Below are 24,724 nucleotides of genomic sequence, written 5' to 3' on the forward strand. Positions count from 1 at the left end.
TCAGCCGGTGGCGGCCCAGGCGTAGCGGTGTTCGGGACGGCCCGTGTCGCCGTATTTGAGGGTGAGGCTCAACCGCCCCGCCTGCTCCAGGTACTTCAGGTAGCGCTGGGCGGTGGAGCGGCTGAGCCCGGCGCGTTCGGCGACCTCGTGGGCGGACAGCGGGCGGCCCGCCTCGTGCAGGACGCGGCGGATCAGGTCGGCGGTCGGCGCGGAGTGCCCCTTGGGCAGTTCGGCCGAGGACGCGCCCGCCGTACGCAGGGCGCCGAAGATCCGGTCGACCTGCTCCTGCCCGGCCTCGCCGCGCCCGCCCACCCCCTCCAGGGTGCGGCGCAGCGCCGCGTAACCGTCCAGCTTGGCCCGCAGACCGGCGAAGCTGAACGGCTTCACCAGGTACTGCAACGCGCCGAGCCGCATCGCCGCCTGCACGGTGGCGACATCACGCGCCGCCGTCACCATGATCACGTCCGCGTGGTGCCCGTGCTGCCGCATCCGGCGGACCAGCGTCAGACCCGTCTCGTCCGGCAGGTAGTGGTCGAGCAGCACCAGGTCGATCCGGGTGCGCTCCAGCACCGACAGCGCGTGCGCCGCGGTGTGGGCCCGCCCGGCCACCCGGAAGCCCGGCACCTTGCCCACATAGGCCGAGTTGATCTCCGCCACCCGGAAGTCGTCGTCCACCACCAGTACGTCGATCATCGCGCCGCCTCCCCAGCCGCGGAAAGCACTCCTCCGGCCAGCGCCCCACCGGCCAGCACTCCTTCGGCCAGCGCCTCGGGCAGCACCACCGTGAACACCGCGCCACCGCCCGCCCGCGCCGTCACCCGCGCCAGGCCCCCGTACCGCTCGGCGAGCCTGCGCACCAGCGCGAGGCCCAGACCGCGCCCCCGGTGCGGCGGACGTTCCTTCGTCGACCAGCCCTCGGTGAAGATCAGTTCGCGCGCCTCCGGCGGCACTCCCGGCCCCGTGTCCGACACCCGCAGCAGCAGGGTCGTGTCGTCCTCGGCGCGCAGTTCGACCTCCACGAAAGGCGCGGCGGACATCGCCGGGGACACGCGGTGCCCGGCGGCGGCGTCCAGCGCGTTGTCGATGAGATTGCCCAGCACCGTCACCAGATCGCGCGGGTCCACCACCCGGTCGGGCAGCAGCGTGCTCTGCGCGACCCGAAGCGACACCCCGCGCTCCGCCGCGATGGCGGCCTTGCCGACCAGCAGCGCCGACACCAGCGGATCGTGCACCCGGTCCGCGATCACCTCGGCCGACGCCCGATGGGTGTCGGCGACCTCCGCGACATAGCCCACCGCCTCCTCGTGCAGGCCCAGTTCCAGCAGGCCCAGCACGGTGTGCAGCCGGTTGGCGTGCTCGTGGTCCTGGGCGCGCAGCGCGTCCAGCAGCCCGTGGGTGGAGTCCAGTTCGCGGCCGAGCAGCTCCAGCTCCGTACGGTCCCGCAGCGTCACCACGGCCCCGCCGTCACCGGTCGGCATCCGGTTGGCGACCAGTACCCGCCCGCCGCTGACCGTCAGCAGATCCGCGCCCTCGACCCGCCCCGCCAGCACGTCCGTCGTACGGCCAGGCGGCAGCAGCTCGTCCAGCGGCCGCCCGGTGGCCGCGCCGTCACCGGCGCCGTCGAGCCCGAGCAGCCGCTGCGCCTCGTCGTTGACCAGCCGCACCCGCCCCTGCCGGTCCAGTGCGACCACGCCCTCGCGGACGCCGTGCAGCATCGCCTCCCGCTCGTCGAGCAGCGCCGATATGTCGGCGAAGGCCAGCCCGTGCGTGGCCCGCTGCAACCGCCGCGAACCCCACACCGCCGCCAGCACGCCCACGCCCAGCGCCGCGCCCGCGTACATCAGCAGACCCGGCACCAGGCCGATCGCCCGGTTGAGGATGCCGTCGTACCTGATGCCCACCGACACCGCGCCCACGATCCGGTGGGAGGAGTCGTACAGCGGCACCTTGCCGCGGGTGCTGCGCCCCAGCGTGCCGCGGTCGATCTGCATGATCTCGTCACCGGCCAGCGCCACGCTGGGATCGGTCGAGACGGGTTCGCCGATCCGCTTGGGGTCGGTGTGCGACCACCGGATGCCGTGGGTGTCCATCACCACGATGTAGAGGGCCTTCGTGGCGATCCTGACCCGTTCCGCCTCCGCCTGCACCGGGCCGTCCGGCGTCGGCCGGGACGAGACCACGGCCCGCGCGACCTCGGGATCGACGGCCACGGTCTCCGCGATGGCCAGCGCCCTGTGCATCGCCTCTTCGTCGAGCTGGTGGCTGAGCGGCGCCAGGAAGAGTCCGGTGGCGAGCGCCGTGACGCCCGCCGTGATCGCCAGTTGCACCAACAGGACCTGCGCCGAGACACGGCGCGGCCATCCGATCCGCATCGTGGGGCTCCTCCGCATTCCAACCGGTCCGCCGACAGTCGCGGCGGCCGACCCGCGTCCCCACCCCACGCGTACGTCGACAGCCCTGTCGTCAACGCAAGGTAAACCCCGCAGAGCCGGATGGGCAGACTCCGTTTCGCTTTCGTTGTGCGCGGGCGAGCAAAACGAGCAGAAGACCGGCTTGCGCGCAGAAGGCTCCTTGCGCCCACAAGACTGCCGCCGCCGTGGTGGTCGCTCCTAGCCTCCACCGCCATGAGCAGCGAAACGAGCCCCGCCATCGAGCTGCGGGGGGCGAGCAAGGCGTTCAGGACCCCGTCCGGCGCCCTGCACACCGCCGTGAGAGACCTGGACCTGACCGTGGAACGCGGTGAGTTCGTCGCGGTCGTCGGACCGACCGGCTGCGGCAAATCGACGACGCTGACCCTGGTCAGCGGCCTGGAGGAGCCCACGGAAGGCGAGGTGCTGGTCTCGGGAGAGGCCGTGAACGGCATCAACCCCGGTGTCGGCTTCGTCTTCCAGCAGGACGCCGTCTTCCCCTGGCGGACCGTGCTGTCCAATGTCATGGCCGGGCCGCGCTTCCGCGGTGTCGGCAAGGCCGAGGCCAAGGAGCGGGCCCGCGACTGGCTGGCCCGCGTGGGCCTGACCGCCTTCGAGGACCGCTATCCGCACCAGCTCTCCGGCGGCCAGCGCAAGCGCGTCGCGCTCGCCGCGACCTTCGTCAACGACCCCGACATCCTGCTGATGGACGAGCCGTTCTCCGCGCTCGACGTGCAGACCAGGGCCCTGATGTCCGACGAACTCCTGGAGCTGTGGTCCGGTACCGGGTCCTCGGTGGTGTTCGTCACCCACGACCTGGAGGAGTCCATCGCACTGGCCGACAAGGTCGTCGTGATGACCGCGGGGCCCGCCACCGTCAAGGAGGTCTTCACGATCGACCTGCCGCGGCCCCGCAAGGTCGAGGAGGTCAGGCTCCAGCCGCGCTTCGTGGAGATCTACCGCGAGATCTGGTCGTCGCTTGGCGAAGAGGTCCGCATCACCCGTGAGAGGAGCGTCGGACATGCCGCCTGAGTCCGCAGCCTCGGCCGCCCCCCGGACCGGGGCCGCCCCCGAGGACGCCGTCCCGGCCGGGCCCGGCGCCGGCACCCAGCGCACCGAGGCCCGCGCCCGCGCCGTCCGTAACCGCACCCTCCTGGTGTACGCCAGCCGCCTCGCCGTCCTCGTCCTCGTGCTCGGCCTGTGGGAGTGGTCGGCCCGCACCGGGGTCATCGACCCGTTCAACTTCTCCATGCCGTCCAAGATCTGGGACCAGATCCGGCAGTGGACGATGCACGGCACACCGCAGGGCCCCCTGGGCGAGCAGATCTGGTACACGCTCTACGAGGCGCTGTACGGCTGGGTCATCGGCGTCGCCGGCGGTGTGGTGCTGGGCATCGCGCTCGGCCGGATCCCCTTCCTCTCGGACGTCTTCGGCCCGTACGTGAAGGTGCTCAACGCGATGCCGCGCATCGTGCTGGCGCCGATCTTCCTCATCTGGTTCGGCCTCGGCCCGGCCTCCAAGGTGGCCTCCGCCGTCGTCCTGGTCTTCTTCCCGGTGTTCTTCAACGCTTTCCAGGGCGCCCGCGAGGTCGACCGCAATCTGGTCGCCAACGCCCGCGTCCTCGGCGCGAGCAACCGCCGCGTCACCCTCCAGGTGGTGATCCCGGCCGCCACGTCGTGGATCTTCACCAGCCTGCACGTCAGCTTCGGCTTCGCCCTGATCGGCGCGATCGTCGGCGAGTACATCGGCGCGACCAAGGGCATTGGCCTGCTGGTCTCCGCCTCGCAGGGCACCTTCAACGCCGCCGGTGTCTACGCGGCCATGGTGATCCTCGCCGTCGTCGCCCTCATCGCCGAGGGCCTGCTGACCTACCTGGAGAAGCGGCTCTTCCGCTGGAAGCCCGCCCAGCCCGGCGCCGAACGCTGAGCCGCGGTCGCCCTCCCCGAAATCCCGCGCCCCCCGCGCGCGCCCACCCTCCGCTCTCACAAGGACGTGACCATGCGCCAGTACGCCAAGCTCCCGGCATTCGCCCTCGCCGGGGCCCTCGCCCTCACCACACTCACCGCCTGTGCCAACGATGCCGCGTCCGGCTCCGGCTCGGATTCCACCGGGGACGCGGGCTCCACGGCCCCGGCGGCCAAGAACGCCGAGAAGGTCAAGATCATGGTCGGCGGCCTGGACAAGGTCATCTACATGCCCGCCATGCTCACCCAGAGACTCGGCTTCTTCCAGGCCGAGGGCCTCGACGTGACGCTGCTGAGCGAACCGGCCGGTGTGCAGGCCACCACGGCGCTGGTCTCCGGTGACGTGCAGGGCGCCGTCGGCTTCTACGACCACACCCTCGACCTCCAGACCAAGAACAAGATGATCGAGTCCGTCGTGCAGTTCGCACAGGCACCCGGTGAGGTCGAGGTGGTCTCAACCAAGGCCGCGGGCGACATCACCTCCGCCAAGGACTTCAAGGGCAAGAAGCTCGGTGTGACCGGCCTCGGCTCGTCCACCGACTTCCTCACCAAGTACCTCGCGGTGCACAACGGCCTCAAGGTCAGCGACTTCACGCCCGTCACCGTCGGCGCTGGCCAGACCTTCATCGCCGCCCTCCAACAGGGCTCCATCCAGGCCGGTATGACCACCGACCCGACCGTCGCGCAGATCCTCGACAAGGGCATCGGCAAGGTGCTGTACGACATGCGCACGCCCGAGGGCTCGCGGGAGGCGCTCGGCGGCCTCTACCCGTCCTCCAGCCTCTACATGAACACCGACTGGGTGAACGGCCACAAGGAGACCGTGCAGAAGCTGGCCAACGCCTTCGTGAAGACCCTCAAGTGGATGTCCACGCACACCCCCGAGGAGATCGCCGCGAAGATGCCCTCCGACTACGCGCAGGGCGGCGCCAAGCTGTACGCCGACTCCATCAAGGCCACGCTGCCGATGTTCACCACCGACGGCGTGATGCCCCCCGACGGCCCGGCCACCGTGGAGGCGGTCCTGAAGTCCTTCAACCCCAACCTCAAGGGCAAGAAGGTCGACCTGGAGAAGACCTACACCACGGAGTTCGTCAAGAACGTCAAGTAGCGCCCGGTCATGTAGCGCCCGGTCATGTAGCGCCTGCTCACATAACGCCTGCTCATGTAGCGCCTGCTCACGTAGCGCCTCGCCATGAGCGCCCGGCGAAGAGCCCTACGACGCGCGGCCCCCGGCCACCCGCTCGATCCCCGTGACCTCCATCCGGGCGGGTGTGCCGAGGGCCGCGCCGCAGCTCTCCGGGCGCGGCGGCAGCGACGCGACCTGCGCCACCGCCACCTCCCAGACGCGCCCGTCGACGTGCGCCACCCGCACCGCCCAGGCGCCGTCGCCGTCGCCCGAAGGCGCCGGGTCCGTACGCTCCACGGCCTCCACGACCACGGCCGCCGTACGGTCCTCACCGGTCAGCTCCCGTACGGCCAGATCCGCCGCCTGTCCGGGACGGTCCCACGCCGAGCGGCCCCGGCAGCCGTCCAGGACCATTCGCCCGGAGCGCGCCGCCTCCAGTACGTCCTTCGCGTGGTGCGCGTCCACCCGGCCGTACGTGTAGCCGAAGGGCAGCACGAGCATGGTCGGCGCGAAACGGTGTCCGCCGAGGTGGGTGACCTCCCAGACCTCGCTGCCGCCCGAGGCGGTCAGCTCCGCGGCGAGCGGCCGGCCGCGCACCGCGCAGCAGCGGTCCCGCTTGCCGTTGGTGCACACCAGGGCGAGGGGCGCGCCGTCGTACGCGTCGCCGAATCCGTTGTGCGCGCCCGCGCCCAGCGCGGTGAAGTCCAGCGCGGTCAGCTCCGCCGGGTCGGCGACCTCGGCGGTACGGACCCAGGAGGCGCCCGGCGCGGTGTGCGCGAGGTAGACCCGGTGCCGACGCGGAAGGTGCAGGTCGGCGTGTCTGCCGGGGCGGCGGATCAGGGCGACGCGGGTGCCGGTGCCGTCGGCGAGCCGTTCCAGTTCGCGGCCGGTCGCCGGGTCCAGCCTGCTCGCCCCCAGCGCCTTCGCCCCCCACGGGCCCGGCTGCTCGATCAGCAGCCACGTCCGTGCGGTGGCCGCGGTGGCGGCCACCGGTTCGGCGAGGGACGCCGAGGCGCTGGTGCAGGTGCTCACCCGGCTGAGCCTATTGCCTCCCGGCGGCCCCCGAATCCCGGGGCGCGGCGGCCCCCGCCACCGCGCCCGTATCCAGCGACCCGTACGACAGCCTGTACGACCGGCCGCACGACAGCCTGTACGACAAGCCGCACGCCCCCGTGCGACCGGCCCGCGTACGGCCCGGCGCTACACCGGTCCCGCCACCACCGCGACCGGCTTGACCAGCGGCACCCCCGAGCCGTCGCGGCGCGGGTCCTTCGGCGGCAGCTCGGCGGGAGTGCCGGTGGGCGTGGCGGCGCGGGCGGGCGCGGGACCCGCCCAGGCCAGCGCGAGACCGACCTCACCGCGCAGGAACCGCTGGCAGCGCACACCGCCGGTGGCGCGCCCCTTGCGCGGATACTGCTCGAACGGCGTCAGCTTCGCGGTGCCCTCGGTCGTGTCGTCCAGCGTGCCCTCGGCGCGCGCGACGGTGAACACCACCGCGTCCACGGCGGGATCGACGGCGGTGAAGGAGATTACCTTGGCGCCGTCGGCGAGCTTGACGCCCGCCATGCCGCCCGCGGGCCGCCCCTGCGGGCGTACCTGCGCGGCCGGGTAACGCAGCAGTTGCGCGTCATCGGTGATGAAGACCAGGTCCTCCTCGCCGGTGCGCAGCTCCATCGCGCCGACCACCCGGTCACCGTCCTTGAGGCCGATGACCTCCAAGTCGTCCTTGTTCGACGGGTAGTCGGGCACGACGCGCTTGACGACGCCCTGTTCGGTGCCGAGCGCGAGGCCGGGCGAGGACTCGTCGAGCGTGGTCAGGCACAGCACCCGCTCGCCGTCCTCCAGGGTGAGGAACTCCGACAGCGCGGCGCCGCCCGCCAGCGACGGCGCCCCGGCCGTGTCCGGCAGCATCGGCAGGTCGATCACGGTCAGCCGCAGCAGCCGCCCGGCGGACGTCACCGCGCCGATGTCGGCGCGCGCCGTGGTCGGCACCGCCGAGACGATCACATCGTGCTTGGCGCGCTTGGCACCGCCGTCGCTGAAGTCCTCGCCGTTGGTCGTACGGGCCAGCAGCCCGGTCGAGGAGAGCAGCACACGGCACGGGTCGTCGGCCACTTCGAGCGGCACCGAGGACAGCGGCGCGCCCGCCGACTCCAGCAGGACCGTACGGCGCTCGGTGCCGTACTGCTTGGCGACCGCGGCCAGTTCGGCCGAGACCAGCTTGCGCAGCTCCGCGTCCGAGTCGAGGATCCGGGTCAGCTCGGCGATCTCCGCGTTCAGCCGGTCGCGCTCGGACTCCAGCTCGATCCGGTCGAAGCGGGTGAGGCGGCGCAGCGGGGTGTCCAGGATGTACTGCGTCTGGATCTCGGAGAGCCCGAAGCGCTCCATCAGGCTTTCCTTGGCCGCCGACGAGTTGTCGCTGGCCCGGATGATCGCGATGACCTCGTCGATGTCGATGAGGGCCACCAGCAGACCGTCCACCAGGTGCAGCCGGTCGCGGCGCTTGGTGCGGCGGAATTCGCTGCGGCGGCGGACGACCTCGAAGCGGTGGTCGACGTACACCTGGAGCAGTTCGCGCAGGCCCAGGGTGAGCGGCTGCCCGTCCACCAGGCACACGTTGTTGATGCCGAAGGAGTCCTCCATCGGCGTCAGCTTGTAGAGCTGCTCCAGGACGGCCTCGGGGTTGAAACCGTTCTTGATCTCGATGACCAGCCGCAGGCCGTGCTCGCGGTCGGTGAGGTCCTTGACGTCCGCGATGCCCTGGAGCTTCTTCGCGTTGACCATGTCCTTGATCTTCGCGATCACCTTCTCCGGGCCGACCGTGAAGGGCAGTTCGGTGACGACCAGGCCCTTGCGGCGCGGCGTCACGTCGTCCACCGCGACCGTCGCGCGGATCTTGAAGGTGCCCCGGCCCGACTCGTACGCGTCCCGGATGCCGGTCAGTCCGATGATCCGGCCGCCGGTCGGCAGGTCGGGGCCGGGCACGAAGCGCATCAGTGTGTCGAGGTCGGCGTTCGGGTGCCTGATGAGGTGGCGCGCGGCGGCGATGACCTCGCCCAGATTGTGCGGCGGCATGCTGGTGGCCATGCCGACGGCGATCCCGGAGGCGCCGTTGACCAGCAGGTTGGGATACGCGGACGGCAGGACCGCGGGCTCCTGCTCCTGGCCGTCGTAGTTGGGGGCGAAGTCGACGGTGTCCTCGTCGATCGACTCCACCATGAGCTGGGCCGGGCCGGACATCCGGGCCTCGGTGTAACGCATCGCCGCGGGCAGGTCGTCCAGCGAGCCGAAGTTGCCGTGTCCGTCGACCAGCGGGAGCCGCTGCGAGAACGGCTGGGCCATCCGCACCATGGCGTCGTAGATCGACGCGTCCCCGTGCGGGTGAAGCTTGCCCATCACCTCGCCGACCACGCGGGCACACTTGACGAAGCCGCGGTCGGGCCGCAGCCCCATCTCGTTCATCTGGTAGACGATGCGGCGGTGTACCGGCTTCATCCCGTCACGGGCGTCGGGAAGCGCCCGCGAGTAGATCACCGAGTAGGCGTACTCGAGGTAGGAGGCCTGCATCTCGTCCACGACGTCGATGTCGAGGATGCGCTCCTCGAAATCGTCGGGCGGCGGGGTCTTCGCGGTGCGGCGGGCCATCTCGGCGGCTGCTCCTTCATCTGGACGGGCGGACAGGCGATCGGTCGGGCGGTCGGGCGGTCGGGCGGTGGCCGGTCGGACGATCGGACGGGCGATCAGCCGATCGGACGAGCGATCAGTCGAGCGATCAGTCGAGCGATCAGTCGAGCGGTCGGACGGGCACAAGGCTCGGGTGGGACGCCGACCATTGTGGACCGCACTACCGACATCGCGGACCACCACCCGGTACGAGCGTGCCGTGGACGGCACGTTCACCCACGACGCGACGGGCACGTTCACCCACGACGCGACGGGCACGTTCACCCACGGCGTGACCGGGAACTTCGCGGACGGTCGGCTCCCTTGCCTAGAGTGGCAGCACTCTACGCAGTCACGCAGCAGCGACCGGAAGGACAGCTTGCCCATGGGTCACACGGCCACGCCGGAGGCACACTCCAGCGGCCTGACAGCCACCGAGCACCGCCTGGCGAACGGCCTGCGGGTGGTGCTCTCCGAGGACCACCTCACTCCGGTCGCGGCCGTCTGCCTCTGGTACGACGTCGGTTCCCGCCACGAGGTCAAGGGCCGTACCGGCCTCGCCCACCTCTTCGAGCACCTGATGTTCCAGGGCTCCGCCAGCGTCAAGGGCAACGGGCACTTCGAACTGGTGCAGGGCGCGGGCGGCTCGCTGAACGGCACCACCAGCTTCGAGCGCACCAATTACTTCGAGACCATGCCCGCCCACCAGGTCGAACTGGCCCTGTGGCTGGAGGCCGACCGGATGGGCAGCCTGCTCACCGCGCTCGACCTGGAGAGCCTGGACAACCAGCGCGACGTGGTGAAGAACGAGCGCCGCCAGCGGTACGACAACGTCCCCTACGGCACGGCCTTCGAGCGGCTGACCGCGCTGGCCTACCCCGAGGGGCACCCGTACCACCACACGCCGATCGGCTCGATGGCCGACCTGGACGCGGCGTCGCTGGAGGACGCGCAGGCGTTCTTCCGTACGTACTACGCGCCCGGCAACGCGGTGCTGGCCGTGGTCGGCGACATCGACCCCGAGCAGACGCTGGCGTGGGTCGAGAAGTACTTCGGCAGTATCCCGGCCCACGACGGCAAGCCCGCACCGCGCGACGGCTCGCTGCCCGAGGTGATGGGCGGCCAGCTCCGCGAGGTGATCGAGGAGGACGTGCCCTCGCGCGCGCTGATGGCGGCCTACCGGCTGCCGGAGGACGGCACCGCCGACGGCGACGCGGCCGACCTGGCGCTGACCATGCTCGGCGGCGGCGAGTCGTCCCGGCTGCACAACCGGCTGGTACGGCGCGACCGCAGCGCCGTCGCCGCGGGCTTCGGCCTGCTGCGCCTCGCGGGCGCGCCGTCGCTCGGCTGGCTGGACATCAAGGCGTCCAGCGGGGTCGAACTGAGCACCATCGAGGCCGCGGTGGACGAGGAGCTGGCCCGCTTCGCCCAGGAGGGCCCCAGCCCCGAGGAGATGGAGCGCGCCCAGGCGCAGATCGAGCGCGAGTGGCTCGACCGGCTCGCCACCGTGGGCGGCCGGGCCGACGAACTGTGCCGTTACGCGGTGCTGTTCGGCGACCCGCAGCTCGCCCTCACCGCCGTTCAGCGGGTGCTGGCCGTCACCCCCGAGCAGGTGCGGGCCGTGGCCGCCGCGCGGCTGCGCCCCGACAACCGCGCGGTCCTCGTCTACGAGCCCACCGGCGGCGACGCGGCGGAGGACGCCACCGACGACGCCACCGACGAAGCCACCGACGAAGCCACCGAGCAGGAGGGCGAGCTGTGAGCGAGACCGCGGCCGTCATGACGTTCCACCCGCAGCCGCAGGCCGGGGAGCCCCGGCCGTGGGCGTTCCCCGCCCCCGACCGCGGCACCCTGGGCAACGGGCTGACGGTGCTGACCAGCCACCGCCCGGGACAGCAGGTCGTCGCCGTCGAGGTGCTGCTCGACGCGCCGCTGGACGCCGAACCCGAGGGTCTGGACGGCGTCGGCACCATCATGGCCAGGGCGCTGTCGGAGGGCACGGAGCAGCACACCGCCGAGGAGTTCGCGGCCGAGCTGGAGCGCTGCGGCGCCACGCTGGACGCGCACGCCGACCACCCCGGTGTGCGGGTCTCCCTCGAAGTGCCCGCCTCCCGGCTCGACAAGGCGCTCGCCCTGCTCGCGGAGGCGCTGCTGACCCCGGCCTTCCCCGAGGACGAGATCAAGCGCCTGGTCGCCAACCGGCTCGACGAGATCCCGCACGAGCTGGCCAACCCCGCCCGCAGGGCCGCGATGGCGCTGTCCAAGGAGCTGTTCGCACCGGAGCTGCGCTGCTCCCGGCCGCGCCAGGGCACCGAGGAGACCGTCCGCAGGATCGACGCGGCGGCCGTACGCGCCTTCTACCGGGCCCATGTCCGCCCGTCCACCGCGACCGCCGTGGTGGTCGGCGACCTCACCGGCATCGACCTGCCGCGGCTGCTCGACGACACCCTGGGCGGCTGGAGCGGCTCGGCCGCCAAGCCCCGCCCGCGCCCGGCGATCACCTCGGACGACACCGCGCGCGTGGTCATCGTGGACCGGCCGGGCGCGGTGCAGACCCAGCTCCTCATCGGCCGTACCGGCGCCGACCGGCACGACCCGGTGTGGGCGGCCCGCGTGATCGGCACCTACTGCCTGGGCGGCACCCTGACCTCCCGCCTGGACCGCGTGCTGCGCGAGGAGAAGGGCTACACCTACGGCGTACGCGCCTTCGGACAGGTGCTGCTCGGCTCCGCCGACGGTACGGGCGCCGCGCTGCTGGGCATCAGCGGCTCGGTGGCCACCGAGGTCACCGGGCCCGCGCTCGCCGACACCTGGCAGGTCATCAGGACGCTCGGCGAGGGCGGCCTGACCGACGAGGAGCGGGACGTCGCCGTACAGAATCTGGTCGGTGTGGCGCCGCTGCGCTACGAGACGTCGGCGGCCGTCGCGGCCACGCTGACCGACCAGGTCGAGCAGCAGCTCCCGGACGACTACCAGGCCAAGCTCTACGCGCGGCTGGCGGCCACGGGCACGGTGGAGGCGACCGCCGCGGTCGTCAACGCCTTCCCGCTCGACCGGCTCGTGGTGGTCCTGGTCGGGGACGCGTCCGTCATCGCCGGGCCGGTGGGCGAGTTGGGCATCGGACCGGTGAACATCATCACGTAGTACCGGACGGTCGGACCCGCGTCACGCGGGTCACGCACCACCCGGCGCGAGCGGTCGGCACCGCTCGCGCCACCCGTCCCCGGAACCCCGGCAGCCCCCTGCGGCGCCGGGGTTCCGGGCGTTCTGGAGCGCCGTGCGGGCGTTTTCGAGCGCCGTGCGGGATTTGGGGAGGGCTTGCGGGGGAGTGTCAGCGAAGTGTGGCGTACGCAACAAATCAGCTGATCTGTTTGGCGGATGGGCGAAACCGCGGTTAGCGTCTTCGCTCGTTGCCCGTCAGCAGCAGCCGCGTCCGGCGGCACGCGGGCACACATCGCCGAGTCCCCGTCAGGGGAGCCGGGGACCCAGCCCTCTCACGAGGGAGCAGTCCCTGGGGTGAATCGGGACCGACCGCCGAGCGGCGGCCGGACCCGTAGGAGACCTTCCTGCTCCGAACCCGTCAGCTAACCCGGTAGGCGAGAAGGAAGGAAAGGAGCGACGCCTCTTCATGGCGTTCACCGTTCTGCCCGCGCCCAGCGGGAAGCACCGCCGTCCCCGTCGCGGCGCCGCACGCACTGTCCGCGGTGGCGGCACGCTCGCCGGAGTCGCGGTGCTCACCGCGACCGGAGCGTTCGGGGCCACCTCGATGACCGCCACGGCCCACGCCGAGAGCGCGCACGACGCCGTCGCGAACACCGTCTTCGCCCGTACCGCCGATGTGACCGGCTCGCTCGCCGACTCCCTGGCCGCGCAGGCGGAGGCCCAGCGCAAGGCCGCCGAGGCCGCGAAGGCCACGGCGGAGGCCGACCGCAAGCAGGCGGAGGCCGCCGCCCGCGCCAAGGCGGCCAAGGCCAAGGCCGACGCGGCGGCCGCGAAGGCCACGGCGGAGGCCGCGGCCAAGGTCCGGGCCGCCCGCGAGGCCAAGGCCCGCGCCGACCGCGCCGCCGCCGAGCGCAAGCGCCTCGGCTCCTTCGTCCTGCCGGTCGACAGCTCCTACGTCTCCACCGCCTACCACTCTTCCAGCGGCCTGTGGTCCTCCGGCTACCACACCGGCATCGACTTCCACGCGGCCAGCGGCACCACCGTGCACGCGGTCGGCTCCGGCACCGTGGTCGAGGCCGGCTGGGGCGGCTCGTACGGCAACAACATCGTGATCCGGATGTCCGACGGGATGTACACCCAGTACGGCCACCTGTCCTCGATCCAGGTCTCGGTCGGCCAGAGCGTCACGCCCGGCCAGCAGATCGCCCTGTCCGGCGCGACCGGCAACGTCACCGGGCCGCACCTGCACTTCGAGGCCCGTACCGGACCCGACTACGGCTCCGACGTCGACCCCATCGCCTACCTGCGCAAGCACGGCGTCTCGGTCTGACCCCACGACCCCGCAGGGGTCCCGCCACCGCCCCCCTGGAACCACCGCACCACCCCCCTCAGCACGAAGGCCCCGGCTCCCCCCGCCGGGGCCTTCGTCCGTCTCGTGCCCGTCCCGCATCGGTCCCGTACCCGTCCCGCATCGGTCCCGCGCGCCAAAAGAAGTCCCATATTCGGGACTGTGATCGGAATCCCTGGTGTGCTGGAATAGGGTTACCGCAGAATGTGCGGAAAGAATGGGGTCCTGCGATGCGGAATCGGATGTGAACGGGACGGACGGCACGGGGCGGCGTATCTCCGCCCAGGTGGTGTGTACGGCCATCCGCGACGACATTGTCAGCGGTTTCTTCCCGCCGGGCGGCCGGCTGACGGAGGAACTGCTCGCGCAGCGGTACGGGGTGTCGCGCGTGCCGGTCCGCGAGGCGCTGCGCACCTTGGAGTCCGAGGGCTTCGTCCGCACCCGCAGGCACGCCGGCGCGTCGGTGGCCGAGCCCACCGAGCAGGAGGCGGCCGACCTTCTGGAACTGCGCGGCCTGTTGGAGCCGCTGGGCGCCGCGCGCGCCGCCCAGCGCCGTACCGACGCGCATCTGAAGGTGCTGCGCGGACTCGTACGCCTAGGTCAGGAGCGCGCGGTCCAGGGCCAGTTGTCCGACCTGCCGTCGCTCGGCGGCTGGTTCCACGAGACGCTGGCGCAGGCGTCGGGCAGTCCCACGCTGGCCGCGCTGCTCACGCAGCTGCGCCACAAGATCGCCTGGGTGTACGGCGACGACGTGCCCACCCGCGCGGTGGAGTCGTGGGAGGAGCACGCGGCGCTCGTGGACGCGGTGGCGCGCGGTGACGCCGAGCGGGCCCGCAAACTGGCCGCGGGGCACGTGGAGCGGAGCGCCGCGGTGAGGATTCTGAAACATCCCGTAAACGCGGTGCGCCGCCGCCATTAACAATCGCACCGTATACAAGTGCGTAGAATTGCGGCACCCGTAAATGCAATAAAGCGGGGCCGGTGCAATCCGGGTGGATTGTCCGGCCCCGCTGAATTCCGCTGTCCGGTGGCGGGACAAAGATCCCCGGACGTGTTCCGGCCACGCGAAGGGCGCATCGCGCGGCAGGGCGCACCGCCCGAAGGCCCGGTCGCGCGAAAGCGCGGCCGGGGAGGGCGGGCGCGCCCCGCCGCGTCTCAGACGGTCTCGGGAAGCTCTTCCAGGCCCTCGGCGACGAGCTTCGCCAGCCGGTCGAGCGCGGCGTCGGCGCCGTCGGCCTCCGAGGCGAGCACGATCTCCTCGCCGCCCTGCGCGCCGAGGCTCAGCACCGCCAGCATGGACGCGGCGTTCACCGGGCCGCCGTCGGCCTTCGCGATCGTCACGGGGACGCCCGCGGCCATGGCCGCGCGGACGAAGATGGACGCGGGGCGGGCGTGCAGGCCCTCCGCCCAGCCGACGTTGACACGGCGCTCAACCATGGTGCTGCCCTTCGGGTCGTTCCAGTTGTCTAGACCAGTTTCGCACGGCCGGAGCGCTGCTCCGGCACGTCGGCACGATCGCGGCCCCCACCAGACTGCCCCCTGCGCGTCGGCTCCGCGAGTGTGACGCGCCCGCCGGGCCACCCGCTTACGCTGGGGCCATGAGCGAGCAGACGGCGCATCCGTACCCCGTCCACTGGGAGGCGGACGTCGTACTGCGGGACGGCGGGATCGCCCACATCCGGCCGATCGGGCCCGACGACGCGGGACGGCTCGTCGACTTCTACGAGCAGGTCTCCGACGAGTCGAAGTACTACCGCTTCTTCGCGCCCTACCCCCGGCTGTCCGACCGGGACGTGCACCGCTTCACGCACCACGACTACAACGACCGCGTCGGCCTGGCCGCCACCGTCGGCGGCGACTTCATCGCCACCGTCCGCTACGACCGCACCGACGACGCGGGCCGGGCCGTCTCCGCCGACAAGGGCACCACCGGCACCCGCGCCGAGGTCGCCTTCCTCGTCCAGGACGCGCACCAGGGCCGCGGCGTCGCCTCCGCGCTGCTCGAACACATCGCCGCCGTCGCCCGCGAGCGCGGCATCCTGCACTTCACCGCCGAAGTCCTGCCCACCAACCGCAAGATGGTCAAGGTCTTCACCGACGCGGGCTTCACCCAGCAGCGCAGCTTCACCGACGGCGTCGTCCACCTCGAACTCGACCTGGAACCCACCGAGCAGTCCGTCCAGGTCATGCGGGCCCGCGAACACCGCGCCGAGGCCCGCTCCGTCCAGCGGCTGCTGCGCCCCGGCTCGGTCGCCGTCGTCGGCACCGGCCGCAGGCCGGGCGGCGTCGGCCGTACGCTGCTGCGCAACATCGTCGCGGGCGGCTTCACCGGCCACGTCTACGCCGTCAACCGCTCCTTCCCCGACGGCGGAACCGACATCGACGGCGTGCCCGGCCACCGCTCCGTCCTCGGCATCGGCGCGCCCGTCGACCTCGCCGTGATCGCCGTGCCCGCCGACCGGGTCCCCGAGGCCGTCGCCGACTGCGGCGCCGCGGGCGTCCAGGGCCTGGTGGTGGTCGCCGCCGGATACTCCGAGACCGGCGAGGAGGGCAGGGCGCGCCAGCGCGAGCTGGTCCGGCAGGCCAGGAGCCACGGCATGCGGGTGATCGGCCCGAACGCCTTCGGCGTCCTCAACACCGCCGCCGGGGTCCGGCTCAACGCCTCCCTGTCGCCCGAGATGCCGCGCAGCGGACGCCTCGGCCTGTTCACCCAGTCCGGCTCGATCGGCATCGCCCTGCTCTCCGGACTGCACCGCCGCGGCGCGGGCCCCTCCTCCTTCGTCTCCGCGGGCAACCGCGCCGACGTCTCGGGCAACGACCTCCTCCAGTACTGGCAGGACGACCCCGACACCGACGCCGTCCTGATGTACCTCGAATCCTTCGGCAACCCGCGGAAGTTCACCCGGCTCGCCCGCCGCACCGCCGCCGCCAAACCGGTGGTCGTCGTCAAGGGCGCCCTGCACTCCGGCTCCGTCCCGGCAGGACACGCCGTGCCCGCCACCCGCATCCCCGACTCCACCGTCTCCGCGCTCTTCCGGCAGGCCGGGGTGATCCGCGTGGACACCGTCACCGAACTGCTGGACGCCGGACTCTTCCTGGCCCTCCAGCCGCTGCCCGCGGGCGACCGGATCGCCGTCCTCGGCAACTCCGAATCGCTCGGCCTGCTCACCTACGACGCCGCGCTCACCGCGGGACTGCGGCCCGCCGCGCCCCTCGACCTCACCACCGCGGCCACCCCCGACGACTTCGCCGCCGCCCTCGGCGCCGCGCTCGCCGACCCCGGCAGCGACGCCGTCGTCGTCACCGCGATCCCGCGCGTCGGCTCCGAGGACGCCCCCGACCCCGAGTCCGGCGACGACCCGGCGCTCGCCGAGGCGCTGCGCCGTACGACCGCCGCCGCGGGCGGCGGCAAGCCGGTGGTGGTCGCCCACCTCGCCCTGGAGACCCTGGCCGACCGGCTCGGCGCGCCCGGCGACGAGGCCGCCTCCCGTATCCCCGCCTACTCCGCGCCCGACCGGGCCGTGCGCGCGCTCGCCGAGGCCGCCGCCTACGCGGCCTGGCGCGCCGGATCGGCGGACCCCGGCCGGATCCCGCAGTTCGACGACATCCAGGAGGCCGCGGCGGCCGACGACGTACGCCGCCTGCTGCCGCCCGGCGAGGCGCCCGAGGGCGGGATCGCGCTCGGCGACGCGGACACCGCGACGCTGCTCGGCCGGTACGGCATCCAGGTGCGCGGCGCGCTGCCCGCTCCCGACGCCGACACCGCCGTGGCCGCCGCCGCCCGGCTCGGCTACCCGGTCGCCCTCAAGACCACCGCCCCCCACCTGCGGCACCGCGCCGACCTCGGCGGCGTACGCCTGGACCTGGCGGACGAGGGCGACCTGCGGCGCGCCTACGACGAGCTGACCGCGCGGCTGGGCACCCCGCGGGAGCTGCTGCCCGTCGTGCAGGCGATGGCGCCGCGCGGGGTGGACACGGTGGTACGGGCGGGCGTCGACCCCGCCGCGGGCGCCGTGCTGTCCTTCGGCCTGGCGGGCGCGCCCTCGGAGCTGCTCGGCGACACCGCCCACCGGCTCGTCCCCGCCACCGACCGGGACGCGGCCGAACTGGTCCGCTCCATCAAGGCCGCGCCGCTGCTGTTCGGCTGGCGCGGCGCCGAGCCGGTCGACACCGACGCGCTGGAGGAGCTGCTGCTGCGCGTGTCGCTGCTGACCGCCGACCTCCCGGAGGTCGTCGCGGTCGACCTGGAACCGGTGGTGGTCTCCTCGCGCGGCCTGACCGTCCTCGGCGCGTCCGTCCGCCTGGCCAGGCCGCCCGCCCGCACCGATCTCGGGCCGCGGGCGCTGTCCTCGTTCTGACCCGGCGCCCGCTCCCGCGCCCGCCCGCACGCCGGGTCGCGCTCCGAGCACGTCGCGGTCGTACCTGGCCCTTAGGATGGTCGGCATGGCGAAGACCGGTACTACGACTCAGGGCCTGCGCACGGCCATCGAGCGCAGCGGCTACTACCCCACCCTCGTGGCGGAGGCCGTCGAGGCGGCGGTCGGACGCGAGCCGGTCTCCTCCTACCTGGTCCACCAGGAGACCAGCTTCGACGCCAACGAGGTCCGTCGTCATGTGACCGTGCTGGTGCTCACCGACAGCCGCTTCATCGTCAGCCACACCGACGAGCAGGCCGCCGACGACACCTCGCCGACGCCGTACGCCACCACGTCCACCGAATCGGTGAAGATCGGCCGGATCTCCTCGGTCGTGGTCAGCCGGGTGGTCGCGAACCCGGAGTCGTACACGCCCGGCACGCTGCCCCGCGAAGTGGTGCTCACCATCGGCTGGGGCGCGGTCTCGCGGCTCGACCTGGAGCCCGCCGCCTGCGGCGACCCCAACTGCGAGGCCGACCACGGCTACACCGGCTCCTCGACCGCCGACGACCTGTCGCTGCGGGTCAGCGAGGCGGGCGACGGCCCGGACACCGTCCGCCAGACCCTGGCCTTCGCGCAGGCGCTCTCCGAGGCGACAGCGGCCACTGACTGATGGTCCAGCCGCTGCACGGCGGGTACGGTTCCGCGCCGCTCGATCCGCGTACCGCTCCCGTACCCGACTACGGCACCGGCGCGCTCTGTGACGTCATCCCGGCCGCCGTCGCCGGATTCGCCGTCCCCGGCATGCCGGCCACCGGCCTGGAACTGGCGCCCGCCGACCGGGTCTGCGTCTTCCTGGTGGACGGCCTCGGCTGGGAGCTGATCCTCGCCCACCCCGACGAGGCGCCGTACCTCACCTCGCTGCTGCCGACCTCGCGCGGCGGCACCGGCCGCCCGCTGACCGCCGGATTCCCGGCGACGACCGCGACCTCGCTCGGCTCGGTCGGCACCGGGCTGCCGCCGTCCGCGCACGGCCTGGCGGGCTACACCACGCTCAATCCGGCCACCGGCGAGCTGATGAACCAGCTGCGCTGGCAGCCCTGGACCGCGCCGCACGTCTGGCAGCCGCACCCCACCGTCTTCCAGCTCGCCGACGCCGCCGGGATCGCCACCTGCCAGGTCTCCTCGCCGACCTTCGTCAACACCCCGCTGACCAAGGTCGCGCTGTCCGGCGGCACCTTCCACGGGCGCCTCACCGGCGAGGAGCGGATGGACCTGGCCGCCGACCGGCTCGGCGCCGCCGACCGCACGCTGGTCTACACGTACTACAGCGAGCTGGACGGCATGGGGCACCGGCACGGCGTCGACTCCGACGCCTGGCGCGGCCAGCTCATGATGGTCGACCGGCTGGCGCAGCGGCTCGCCGAGCAACTGCCGCCGCGCAGCGCCCTGTACGTCACCGCCGACCACGGCATGATCGACATCCCCTTCGACGAGCGGTCCCGGATCGACTTCGACGAGGACTGGGAACTGCGCGCCGGGGTCGCGGTGCTCGGCGGCGAGGCCCGCGCCCGGCACGTCTACGCGGTGCCCGGCGCCGCCGCCGACGTGCACGCGGTGTGGAGCGAGGTCCTCGGCGAGCAGATGTGGGTGGCGACCAGGGCCGAGGCGATCGAGGCGGGCTGGTTCGGACCGCCGCCCGACGAGCGGGTGTTCGGCCGGATCGGCGACGTCGTGGCCGTCGCCCGCGACGACATCGCGGTCGTCGCCCACCGCACGGAATCGGGGGAGTCGAAGATGGTCGGCCTGCACGGCTCGATGGCCGCCGCCGAGCAGCTCGTACCGCTGCTCGAAGTACGCTCCTGAGGCCCGCCCGCCCCCGCGCTCTCCCGCCCCGCGCTCTCCCGCCCCCGCGCTCTCCCGCCCCCCATCGAAAGGCCGTCGTCCTTCCCATGCCCGAGCTGGTCTTCTTCTCCGGAACGATGGACTGCGGCAAAAGCACCCTCGCCCTCCAGATCGTCCACAACCGCACCGCTCGCGGCCTCCAGTCGGTGATCTTCACCAGGGACGACCGCGCGGGCGAGGGCAAGCTCTCCTCGCGGCTCGGCCTGGTCACCGACGCCGTCGAGGTCGCGGACGGCATGGACCTGTACGGCCACGTGGTCGGCGTGCTCAGCCGCGGCGGCCGGGTGGACTACGTGATCGTGGACGAGGCGCAGTTCCTCGCGCCCGAGCAGATCGACCAGTTGGCGCGGGTGGTCGACGAACTCGACCTGGACGTCCACGCGTTCGGCATCACCACCGACTTCCGCACCCGGCTCTTCCCCGGCTCGCAGCGGCTGATCGAACTCGCCGACCGGGTCGAGGCCCTTCAGGTCGAGGCGCTGTGCTGGTGCGGCGAGCGCGCCACCCACAACGCCCGTACGGTCGACGGCGTGATGGTCGTCGAGGGCGCGCAGGTGGTGATCGGCGACGTCGACCGGTCCGGCGAGGTCGGCTACGAGGTGCTGTGCCGCCGTCACCACCGCCGCCGCATGACCAGCGCGACCGCGGGCGCGGGCACGCTCTCGCCCGACGTGCTGCCGGTCACCCACTCCTGACCGCGGCGGTCACCCGCTCACGACGACGGGCCCGGCCGGCCGCACGACGGCGGTCGACCGGGCCCGCCCGCCGGTCAGTTGACGCCGACCGGACCGAAACGCGCCACGACCGTACGGTCCCCGGTCACCGGCACGGTGACCGTCGGCCCGCTGTCGGGCAGTTGGGCGCCGTCGAGCGTCCAGCCCAGCAGTTGGAAGCCGGCCGCCGGTACGGCCGTCACGGTCGCGGTGTCGCCGCGCTCGAAGCGGCCCGGCTCCGTCTGGTTCCCGCCGACGGTGACCTTCCCGCCGCTCGCGGGCTCGGCCGTGGCCGTCACCGACTGCTGCACCATGTTGATCGCCATGATGCCCAGCAGCTTCGCGGGACCGGTGGACGTCGCGCCGTTGTAGCGCAGCACGTTGACCGCCGTGACGTCGGCCGAGGCGCCCGCCTTCACGGTGTAACCGCCGTCGCCGAGGTTGTCCGTGCCCAGGTTGAAGGCGCGGACGTCGCCGGAGGTGACCACCAGACCGTTGTGCATGCCGTAGCCGAAGACGTCCGAGACCGTCAGGCCGCGGGCGCCGTCGACATGCACCAGGTCGGTGTTCTTGCGGGTGAACCCGTCGATGGTCTGCGCGAACAGATCGCTGCCGAGGCCCCAGCCGGGAATGCCGAAGCCGGTGCGGTTCACCGCGTTGCCGTTGCTGAGCACACCGTCGACCAGACCGCCGCGGCCCGCGCGCGCCGTGACGCCCCGGTTGAGGAAGACCCCGGTCACCTTGTGCACCACGAAGCCGTCGTTGCCCTCGTCCACGGCGTTCCACGCGTTGGTCAGACCGACGTCGACCACATACGTGCCGCGGCCGGTGCCCCGGATGTCGTACGGGTAGGGGACGTAGCCGGTCGCGGGGTTGTTCTCCGGGTGGAAGACCCGCAGACCGCGCACGCCCGAGCCGTTTCCGGCGAGCGTGACGAAGGCGGCGTCGGTGTCGGCGTTCGCGGTGTTCCGGCCCGCGTAGGCGAACAGCACGGTGCCGCCGCTGGCGCCGTCCTCGTCGCGGTTCGGCGAGGACGAGGCGCCCCGCAGTTCGACACCGGCCGGTACCCGCAGCCGGCCCTCGACCCGGTACCAGCCCGCGGGCAGGTACACGGTGCCGCCGCCCCGCGCGCCCGCCCGGTCCAGCAGCCGCTGGATGCCCGCGGTGGCGTCGGCGGCGGGCTGGTAGCCCACCCCGTGCGGGACGGCGCCCGCCGCGTACAGCGCGTGCCCGCGAGGCGCGGGCAGGTCGGGTGCGGCGGCCTGGACCGGTACGGGACCGGGCATCGTCACGACCGTGCCGGAGGTCGCGCCGTCCAGCGCCGTGCCGGTGACCTTCACAAATCCCTTGGTGGCGTTGCGGATCGACGCGACGCTGCCCTGGAGCGTGCCCCCGGCCACCGTCATGCCCCAGCGGGTGTCGATGTCGTCCACCTGGAGGGCCACATCGGTGCGCACCACCCGGGTCTGCTGGAACGCGCCGACGAAAGCCGCCCGTTGGCCCTTCACGACCTGGATGCCGGTGCGGTAGTCGGACAGCGAGATCCGGGAGAACTGGTCCCACTCCAGGTCACCGAGGACGAGTCCCGTGCCGTTGGCCCGCGTCCACCGGTCGAGCGCCGACCGCGCGGGCGGGTCGTACGCCGAAGGCGCGTGCGCCCAGTAGGAGTTGGAGAAGGTGATGTCGCTCCAGGTGCCGACGTCCGAGCCGTTGTAACCGGTGGCCCCGGTGAACAGCACCGTCCCCTTGATGTCGGCGAGCGTCGCCGACTCGTGCACCTGGCCCTGCACCGCGGGCCTGCCGCGGTCGTCGGTCTTCGTGGAGACCCCGACACCCTTGTACGAGTTGAGCATCGTGACGTGCGCGACCGTGCTCATCATGAAATTCGCGTCGCTCTGCCAGGCCGAACCCGGAATCTCGAAGGTGTTGTTGTACGGCACCGGGTGGGCCGCGTTCTGCCGCGGGTAGTAGGTGGTCAGGCCCTGGACGGAGGCGCTGCCGCCGACCCGGAAGAGCACCGGCCCGTCGGCGCCCGGCGGCAGGTCGGCGCGGATCACCGTGCCGTAGCCGCCGGACCCGCGGTCCGGGTCGCGCCGGTCGCCGATCAGCGAGCAGAAGGCCGGGACCTCCACGGTGGTGGTGAGGCGGTAGGTGCCCGCGCCCAGCCACACCGTGCCGCCGCCCGCGTCCTGGCAGTCGTAGAGCGCGGACTGCACGGCGGCGGTCGCGTCCCTCTTCCCCGAGGTGTCGACGCCGTAGTCGCGGATGTCGAAGTCGGCGACGACCGGAGCGCCGGTCGAGTAGCGGGTGGTGACCAGCTTCGGGTGCGGTGTGACCACCCGCTGGTCGCGGACCTCGAGGACGGCGAGACCCACCTTGGTCTGGCCCGCGCTGTACCCGTGGATCGCCAGCCGGACGTACCGGGCGGTCGTCGGAGCGAAGGCGGTGGTGAACACCGAGCCGCCGACGGCCCCGGTGCGGCCCACATCCGTGAAACGCGTCCCGTCCGTGGACACCTGGACGGTGTAGTCGGAGGAGAAGGCGCCGGTCCAGCCGGCCTTGACCTGGTTGAAGCGCTTGGCCGCGCCCAGGTCCACGGTGAAGGTCTCGCCCGTCCCGCCGTCCCCGCTGACCCAGGCGCTGCCGCCGTTCCCGTCGATCGCCGCGGCCGGGGCGGACCCGGCGGCGGTGGACGAGGCGGTGGCGGTGCCCAGGTGCGCCAGGTCGGTGTTCACGGCGGCGGCGTGGAAGACGTCGAGCGCGGCGGCCAGCGCGTGGAAGGCGGTACGGGCCTGCTCGTCGGTGACGCCGGTGCCGTTCGCGACCGCGCGGGCCGCGTCGGCGGCCTGCTGGAGGGCGGCCTTCGCGCCGACCGGGTACTGCCCGTCGCGGGTGCCCTCGCGGGCCGCGAGGTAGGCCAGATCGGCCTGCGCCACAAGCTGCTTGAGGCCGGTCGTCGGGTCGAGCACGCGCGGCAGCGCGGTCACCGAGACGCGGGCGACCTTCAGTTCGGCCGGGCTGCCGCCGGTGGTGATGCGGAAGTCCGAGCCGTTCGAGCGGTTGGTGAGGATCGCGTCGTCCAGCAGGAAGGTGTGGGTCTTCCAGGTCCCCGAGTCGCCGTAGGTGAAGACCGGCGAGTTCTTGAACATCTCCGGGATCGTGTCGCCGGGGGAGTCGTACTGGAGCTGGATCGCTCCGTTGCCCCGGTCGAGGTAGTCGACGGTGACCGCGACCGGGTCGCGGTTGTCGTACAGCGCGGTGTCGTCCACGTTCATGTAGAAGAAGCCGGTCTCGGCGCCCGGGTGGCTCTGGTCGGTGCCCCAGTAGCCGCGGCCCGCCTCCGTGCCGGTCACCAGGTGCGTGTCGTTGTCGCCCGCCCGCGGCGAGATGCCGTGCGCGTCGACCGCGGTGCCGAGGTCCACGGACTGGCTCGCGGCGACCCTCACCGACGCCACCGTCACGTCGGCGGGCGCCCCGTCCTTCGTCCCCGACAGCCGCAGCTCACGGCCCGCCTCCGTCCCGAAGTCCGCCGGTACGGTGAAGGCTTCCGTCGTCCATCCGGCCGCTCCGGTGAGCGGCACGCTGCCGACGAGGTCGCTCGCGCCGCGCGTCAGCCGAAGCGTCGTCCCGTCGGGCGCGTCGTCGTACGTCACCGCCACGGTGACCTGGCCGGCGCCGCCGACGGTGTCGGTCCACTCCCGGTCCAGCGCCAGCTTGATGTAGTCCGTGCCGGCCGCCACATCGGTCTGCCAGTACGGCTTTCCGTTCTTCTCACCGGTGCGCAGGCCGTCGGCGGAGTCGCCCGCGCTCGCCGTCAGGCCCAGCGTGACCGGTTTCGGGCCGAGGTCGGCGCCGACGCCCAGCGGATACAGCGCCGCCGCGGCGGCCCGCGACGACGGAGGGAGCAGGAGGGCCGCGAGCAGCAGCAGTGCTAACGCGGCGGGGGGCCGCAGCCATCGTGCGAGGGTGGGTCTCATGTGGCTTCTCCTACGGAGGGTCGGTTTCCAGGGGGAAGGGCGGTACGCCAGGTCTTGAGAGGCGCGGGGAACGGTGCGAACAGCCACGACGGGCCTGCG

At 72.7% G+C, this 24,724-nt stretch carries 17 protein-coding genes and 1 riboswitch; of the genes, 11 read left to right on the plus strand and 6 right to left on the minus strand.

Annotated elements, in window-relative coordinates; all coding sequences use genetic code 11:
• Positions 1-693, minus strand: coding sequence for a response regulator (locus ACIP4Z_RS25985; protein WP_355338364.1), 693 nt, complete (start codon positions 691-693; stop codon positions 1-3).
• Complete coding sequence (locus tag ACIP4Z_RS25990) at positions 690-2,372, minus strand: sensor histidine kinase (protein WP_355338367.1); 1,683 nt, start codon at positions 2,370-2,372, stop codon at positions 690-692. Before ACIP4Z_RS25990 ends, ACIP4Z_RS25985 begins: the two co-directional genes overlap by 4 nt.
• A gap of 252 nt (positions 2,373-2,624) precedes the next feature.
• Here ACIP4Z_RS25990 and ACIP4Z_RS25995 point away from each other — a divergent pair, with 252 nt between their 5' ends.
• From ACIP4Z_RS25995 to ACIP4Z_RS26005, 3 genes are all read left to right on the plus strand, one after another.
• Complete coding sequence (locus tag ACIP4Z_RS25995; protein ID WP_355338370.1) at positions 2,625-3,440, plus strand: ABC transporter ATP-binding protein; 816 nt, start codon at positions 2,625-2,627, stop codon at positions 3,438-3,440.
• Positions 3,430-4,335, plus strand: a complete 906-nt coding sequence (locus tag ACIP4Z_RS26000) for an ABC transporter permease (protein ID WP_401311979.1) — start codon at positions 3,430-3,432, stop codon at positions 4,333-4,335. The genes ACIP4Z_RS25995 and ACIP4Z_RS26000 overlap by 11 nt, the downstream gene beginning before the upstream one ends.
• Positions 4,336-4,407: 72 nt before the next feature.
• Positions 4,408-5,484, plus strand: coding sequence for an ABC transporter substrate-binding protein (locus tag ACIP4Z_RS26005; RefSeq protein WP_391163831.1), 1,077 nt, complete (start codon positions 4,408-4,410; stop codon positions 5,482-5,484).
• Between the two features lie 105 nt (positions 5,485-5,589).
• Here the strand turns inward: ACIP4Z_RS26005 and ACIP4Z_RS26010 are convergent, their stop codons facing one another.
• On the minus strand, positions 5,590-6,534 hold the full coding sequence (locus ACIP4Z_RS26010) for a sucrase ferredoxin (protein ID WP_401311983.1): 945 nt from the start codon (positions 6,532-6,534) through the stop codon (positions 5,590-5,592).
• A 168-nt stretch (positions 6,535-6,702) separates the two neighbouring features.
• Positions 6,703-9,147 carry a DNA topoisomerase (ATP-hydrolyzing) subunit A gene (locus ACIP4Z_RS26015; protein ID WP_401311986.1) on the minus strand — a complete coding sequence of 815 codons (2,445 nt, stop codon included), beginning with the start codon at positions 9,145-9,147 and terminating at the stop codon, positions 6,703-6,705.
• 403 nt (positions 9,148-9,550) lie between these two features.
• On the opposite strand from ACIP4Z_RS26015, the gene ACIP4Z_RS26020 reads away from it, so the two are divergent.
• From ACIP4Z_RS26020 to ACIP4Z_RS26035, 4 genes are all read left to right on the plus strand, one after another.
• The gene (locus ACIP4Z_RS26020; RefSeq protein ID WP_401311989.1) at positions 9,551-10,927 is read left to right on the plus strand and encodes a M16 family metallopeptidase; all 1,377 of its coding nucleotides are present in this window, start codon (positions 9,551-9,553) and stop codon (positions 10,925-10,927) included.
• A complete protein-coding gene (locus ACIP4Z_RS26025; RefSeq protein ID WP_401311992.1) occupies positions 10,924-12,309 on the plus strand; it encodes a M16 family metallopeptidase in 1,386 nt (461 codons plus the stop codon). Before ACIP4Z_RS26020 ends, ACIP4Z_RS26025 begins: the two co-directional genes overlap by 4 nt.
• 301 nt (positions 12,310-12,610) lie before the next feature.
• Positions 12,611-12,778, plus strand: a riboswitch (cyclic di-AMP (ydaO/yuaA leader).
• 15 nt (positions 12,779-12,793) lie between these two features.
• Positions 12,794-13,657, plus strand: coding sequence for a M23 family metallopeptidase (locus ACIP4Z_RS26030; protein WP_401311995.1), 864 nt, complete (start codon positions 12,794-12,796; stop codon positions 13,655-13,657).
• Between the two features lie 235 nt (positions 13,658-13,892).
• Positions 13,893-14,594 (plus strand): GntR family transcriptional regulator, encoded by a 702-nt coding sequence (locus tag ACIP4Z_RS26035; RefSeq protein ID WP_355338392.1) that lies wholly within the window; start codon positions 13,893-13,895, stop codon positions 14,592-14,594.
• Between the two features lie 236 nt (positions 14,595-14,830).
• Here the strand turns inward: ACIP4Z_RS26035 and ACIP4Z_RS26040 are convergent, their stop codons facing one another.
• The gene (locus ACIP4Z_RS26040; RefSeq protein WP_355338395.1) at positions 14,831-15,112 is read right to left on the minus strand and encodes an HPr family phosphocarrier protein; all 282 of its coding nucleotides are present in this window, start codon (positions 15,110-15,112) and stop codon (positions 14,831-14,833) included.
• A gap of 161 nt (positions 15,113-15,273) precedes the next feature.
• Between ACIP4Z_RS26040 and ACIP4Z_RS26045 the strand changes: the two genes are divergently transcribed.
• The 4 genes from ACIP4Z_RS26045 to ACIP4Z_RS26060 all read left to right on the plus strand — a co-directional run bounded on the left by ACIP4Z_RS26045 (position 15,274) and on the right by ACIP4Z_RS26060 (position 20,630).
• Positions 15,274-18,033: a GNAT family N-acetyltransferase gene (locus ACIP4Z_RS26045; protein WP_391163834.1), complete on the plus strand. Its 2,760-nt coding sequence runs from the start codon at positions 15,274-15,276 to the stop codon at positions 18,031-18,033.
• 76 nt (positions 18,034-18,109) lie between these two features.
• A complete protein-coding gene (locus ACIP4Z_RS26050; protein WP_188286046.1) occupies positions 18,110-18,703 on the plus strand; it encodes a DUF5998 family protein in 594 nt (197 codons plus the stop codon).
• Positions 18,703-19,896 (plus strand): alkaline phosphatase family protein, encoded by a 1,194-nt coding sequence (locus tag ACIP4Z_RS26055; protein ID WP_391048945.1) that lies wholly within the window; start codon positions 18,703-18,705, stop codon positions 19,894-19,896. The genes ACIP4Z_RS26050 and ACIP4Z_RS26055 overlap by 1 nt, the downstream gene beginning before the upstream one ends.
• Before the next feature lie 86 nt (positions 19,897-19,982).
• Positions 19,983-20,630, plus strand: coding sequence for a thymidine kinase (locus ACIP4Z_RS26060; RefSeq protein WP_355338403.1), 648 nt, complete (start codon positions 19,983-19,985; stop codon positions 20,628-20,630).
• A gap of 74 nt (positions 20,631-20,704) precedes the next feature.
• Here ACIP4Z_RS26060 and ACIP4Z_RS26065 read toward each other — a convergent pair whose 3' ends face one another.
• The gene (locus ACIP4Z_RS26065; RefSeq protein ID WP_401312001.1) at positions 20,705-24,625 is read right to left on the minus strand and encodes a discoidin domain-containing protein; all 3,921 of its coding nucleotides are present in this window, start codon (positions 24,623-24,625) and stop codon (positions 20,705-20,707) included.
• Positions 24,626-24,724: the final 99 nt, after the last annotated feature.

Source organism: Streptomyces sp. NPDC088910 (genome assembly GCF_044749865.1).
Lineage (GTDB): Bacteria > Actinomycetota > Actinomycetes > Streptomycetales > Streptomycetaceae > Actinacidiphila.